Origin of the sequence: Streptomyces sp. NPDC050564, assembly GCF_044457265.1 — a bacterium.
Taxonomy (GTDB): domain Bacteria; phylum Actinomycetota; class Actinomycetes; order Streptomycetales; family Streptomycetaceae; genus Streptomyces.
The window spans coordinates 1-3,467 of the sequence record NZ_JBITGS010000108.1 but is presented as its reverse complement, the minus strand read 5'-3'; the positions used below and the strand labels follow the sequence as shown (position 1 = coordinate 3,467).

The 3,467-nt window shown below is 72.6% G+C and carries 4 protein-coding genes and 2 pseudogenes; 3 read left to right on the top strand and 3 right to left on the bottom strand.

The features are described from left to right. Both ACIBK0_RS51810 and ACIBK0_RS51805 read left to right on the top strand, forming a co-directional pair. A pseudogene (locus ACIBK0_RS51810) lies at positions 1–78 on the top strand (antibiotic biosynthesis monooxygenase); the annotation flags it as partial. A gap of 170 nt (positions 79–248) precedes the next feature. Next, positions 249–627, top strand: a pseudogene (locus ACIBK0_RS51805) (helix-turn-helix domain-containing protein); the annotation flags it as partial. A 75-nt stretch (positions 628–702) separates the two neighbouring features. Here ACIBK0_RS51805 and ACIBK0_RS51800 read toward each other — a convergent pair. The 3 genes from ACIBK0_RS51800 to ACIBK0_RS51790 form a co-directional block, all read right to left on the bottom strand. Next, on the bottom strand, positions 703–1,014 hold the full coding sequence (locus ACIBK0_RS51800; RefSeq protein WP_399097521.1) for a hypothetical protein: 312 nt from the start codon (positions 1,012–1,014) through the stop codon (positions 703–705). Beyond that, positions 1,011–1,196 (bottom strand): hypothetical protein, encoded by a 186-nt coding sequence (locus tag ACIBK0_RS51795; RefSeq protein ID WP_399097519.1) that lies wholly within the window; start codon positions 1,194–1,196, stop codon positions 1,011–1,013. The genes ACIBK0_RS51800 and ACIBK0_RS51795 overlap by 4 nt, the downstream gene beginning before the upstream one ends. 537 nt (positions 1,197–1,733) lie before the next feature. Beyond that, complete coding sequence (locus ACIBK0_RS51790; RefSeq protein WP_399096822.1) at positions 1,734–1,964, bottom strand: response regulator transcription factor; 231 nt, start codon at positions 1,962–1,964, stop codon at positions 1,734–1,736. 652 nt (positions 1,965–2,616) lie between these two features. Between ACIBK0_RS51790 and ACIBK0_RS51785 the strand changes: the two genes are divergently transcribed. Beyond that, on the top strand, positions 2,617–3,467 hold an 851-nt coding region (locus ACIBK0_RS51785; protein ID WP_399097517.1), incomplete at its 3' end, for a PAS domain-containing protein.

Here is a 3,467-nt window from a genome sequence, read left to right as displayed (position 1 = left end):
CGTCCCAAGCCGGCGGCGAGCGGGTCCACGCTGTGGTCCTTCGAGGTCGTGCAGCAGGCGGCGCCGACCCGCCCGTAGATGCGGGCAGCGGCGGCCCGGGGGCGGTCCGGTAAGTCGCAGGTGACGGACTGGACATGCCCTGGTGGGCCCTACCACTGGGCGTGGGCCGCCGTAGTGCACCCGCGTGTGCGGGCAGTTTGGCGCGGCGGAGCTGTTCCGGCCGGCGGCACCCGCGGTGTGATGGCGCCGTGAGCCGCGCAGCCGAAGAGAGCAACCGCCACATGCTGTGGGCACGCGATGCGATGGACCTCGCCTACGCGCAAGCGCTGGACGTCCCGGCCCTGGCCCGTATCGCCCACGTGTCACTGCCGCACTTCACGCGCACCTTCAAGACCACCGTCGGCGAGACACCGCACCGATACCTGCAGCGCCGCCGGGTCGAGCGGCCGATGTTCCTGCTGCAGCAGAGCGACCGCGGTGTGACGGACATCTGGTCCAGCTCGGCTTCATCAGCCCGGGAACCTTCAGCCGCACCCTCAGCGCCATCGTCAGCCACCCTGGGACCTACCGCAGGCAGGCGGCGGCCACCCCACGTGCCGACGCTTCACGATGGCATGGAAACCGTCCAGCGCCTGGCGCCTGCACCGCCCCGATTGCCCTGGACTTGGCGGAACGGCCCCGCCAAGGCGAGGGTATGGATTTTTACAGGTCGAGGACCGCGCGCAGTGCGTTGTCGACGAGCGCCTGCTGCTCGAGGCCGATGTTGCCGTGCAGGGTGGCGGTGTCGAAGCGGGACGTGGCGAGCTGGACGAGGTTGACGGCGACGGCCGAGGCGCCGACCGGGGACGTCAGGCGTACGCTCATCGCGGTGTCGGGGTGTACGGCTGGGGCGTGCAGGACCAGGGCAACCACTGCGCCGTAGGCGTCGGCGAGTCCGTCGAGGCTGACGACGAGGATCGTGCGGGTGCCCTTGCCGGTGTCGACGTCCCACACGTCGCCCTTGCGTATCGTCACAGAGCGTCGCCCTCGCCGTTGAGGTCGAGGGGCTCGAGGGTGGCGAGCTGCCGGGCGGCGTCGATCGTCATCTGGCGGCGCACTGCCTTCACGATGTACTCGTTCAGCGAGGGGGCGCTGGCTGCGGCGGCGCGCAGCGGCTTGTCCATGGTGTCGGGTATCCGCACAGTGATGGCACTCATGCCACCAAATGTAGTGGCATGGATACCATCGCCACAGCCCCGTTCCGCATCTGGGACCTTTTGTGCGGGGCGAGGCGGCACGGTCGCCGCCCCGGCCACCCGCCTCGCCGGGTTGGTGCGCGCCGGGCTCATCCTCACCCGGGGCACCGTGACTTACCGGCCCCCGCTCACGGTGGCCTCGGCCCCACGGCCGATACGGGCGACGGCGGCCGGCCGGGGGTGCGGTACTGCATTGTGGGCCTGGCGCCAAGTGACGAACAGCCGGGACTTGCGGCCTGGCGCGCGCCGGACTGGAGGTCCGGCAAGCGGACACAGCAGTGGCACGGACGGGCCAGGCACCGGCCGGCGCAGCGGCCGCCCGGTCCGCGGCGGCGCCACGGCGCCGCAGTCGTGCTGCCGACGGGGCCGGGCCGAGGCGGGAGGACTCGGCGCGGGCCGGTGAGCAGCACCACGGTGGCGCGGTGCGCCGCGGGACGCGGTGGATGCGCGCGGGCGCCGCATCCGCCCCCGGGGCGACCCTCCCGCCCGGGCGGGCCGTCACAGGCCCAGGGAGATGGCCAGCCGGGTGAGTTCGGCGGTGCTGTTGATGTTGAGCTTGGCCCTGATCCGGCGGAGATAGGCGTCGATGGTGTGCTTGGAAAGTCCCATCTGGCGGGCCGCCTGCAGGTAGGTGCACCCGGCGGCGATATGGCGCAGCGTCTCCCGTTCACGCGGGGCCAGCGCAGGTGCGGGGGCCTGGGTCTGCGGCGCGGTGAGGGTGAGGCTCATGGGATTTCCTCCGACGGATCGTCTCGGTCATCACTGCTCACACCCTCGGAAGCAGAGAACAAATGCCCGATTGCTGCGATTTGTCCGTTTCGAAAAGACTGCCGGGGCGACGTCATGACGGTGTCCGCCGACTGTCACAGGCGTGTCACAGGCCACATCCACGAAACCTTCCACCGGCCCGCCGGCGGACGGCCACCGGCACCGGCCACGGCGCCACGCAGACGATCCGCCATCCCCCGTGACCGCCTTGCCGCCCCGGCAACGAGGCGGCCGGCCAGTGGAGTTGGCGTGAGGCGCCTCCCGTGCCGGGTGCGTGGCCCGCGGCCGGTGTCACCGGCTTTCCGGCCCGTGGACCGGCCACGGACCGACCACGGGCAGACCGCGGAGCGGCAGCGGAGCGGCAGCGGAGCGGGCTGTTCGCCGCCGACGGCGCAAGGCCGTTGCGGGCGGGCGGTACGGGCGTGCTGGGGGCGGGTCCGTTGCGGGCCAGGCGGTACGAGACAGCGCCGGGTTGGTGGTCTTAGTCCGCCGGGATCATGCTTGTCAGGAGGGGCCCTGCCCCAGGCCCTGCCGTGCAGGTTCCCGAAGGGCGAGATGAACAGCGATGGAGCGACTTCCCACCCCTCCCGGTGAGCAGACGCAAGGGCACGCCGTGCCCGATCCCACCGCCACGGCCACGGCTACGGCCAACGTCAGTGAGCAGGGCCTCGTGACCGGATGGAGCGAAGGTGCCCGGCGGCTGCTGGGTTACACCTCCTCCCAGATCGTGGGGCAACCAGCCGCCCGCTTGCTCGCCGACGACACCGGTGTGGCCGCTGCGGCCCTGGGGCGAAAGGCGGCCGGGCGCCAGCGATGCGGCGGCACCGTGACCCTGCGCCACCACGACGGCCACCGGCTTGAGCAGCCACTGCTCGCGCACCGCCTCCCCGCCGGCGCTCCCCGGGCCGGGTGGCTCGTGGTGTGCGCCGTGCCGGGCGGGGCAGGCCCGCTGGGTACGCGAGCGCCGGGACACGGCGAGGCGCTGCGGGAATGGCTGTTCCGTCAGTCCCCCTGCATCCTGGCAGTCTTCGACACCGGCCTGCGGCTGGTGCGGGCCAACGCCGGCATGGAACGCGCGCTGTCCCTGGCCGAGGAGCAGATGCTTGGGCTGCGCCTGCCCGACATCGCACCGCACCCGGTCAGCGAGGAGACCGAGGCCAGGATGCGCCTGGCCCTGGACAGCGGCGAGCCGCAGCACATGGAGGCCGCCCTGCATGTCGCGGGCGCCGGCGAAAGGGGCTGGCCGGCCTCGCTGGCGCCGCTGAAAGACTCCGACGGCCGGGTGCGCGCGGTGTGCCTGGCGGCGCACCACACGGTGTCGGAGCAGCTCGCCCGGCAGCGCATGTGCCTGCTACACGAGGCCTCCGGGCGCATCGGCACCACCTCCGACATCCGGCGCACCGCGCAGGAACTGGCCGACGTCGCCGTCCCCGGCCTCGCGGACTTCGCCGCCGTCGACCTGCT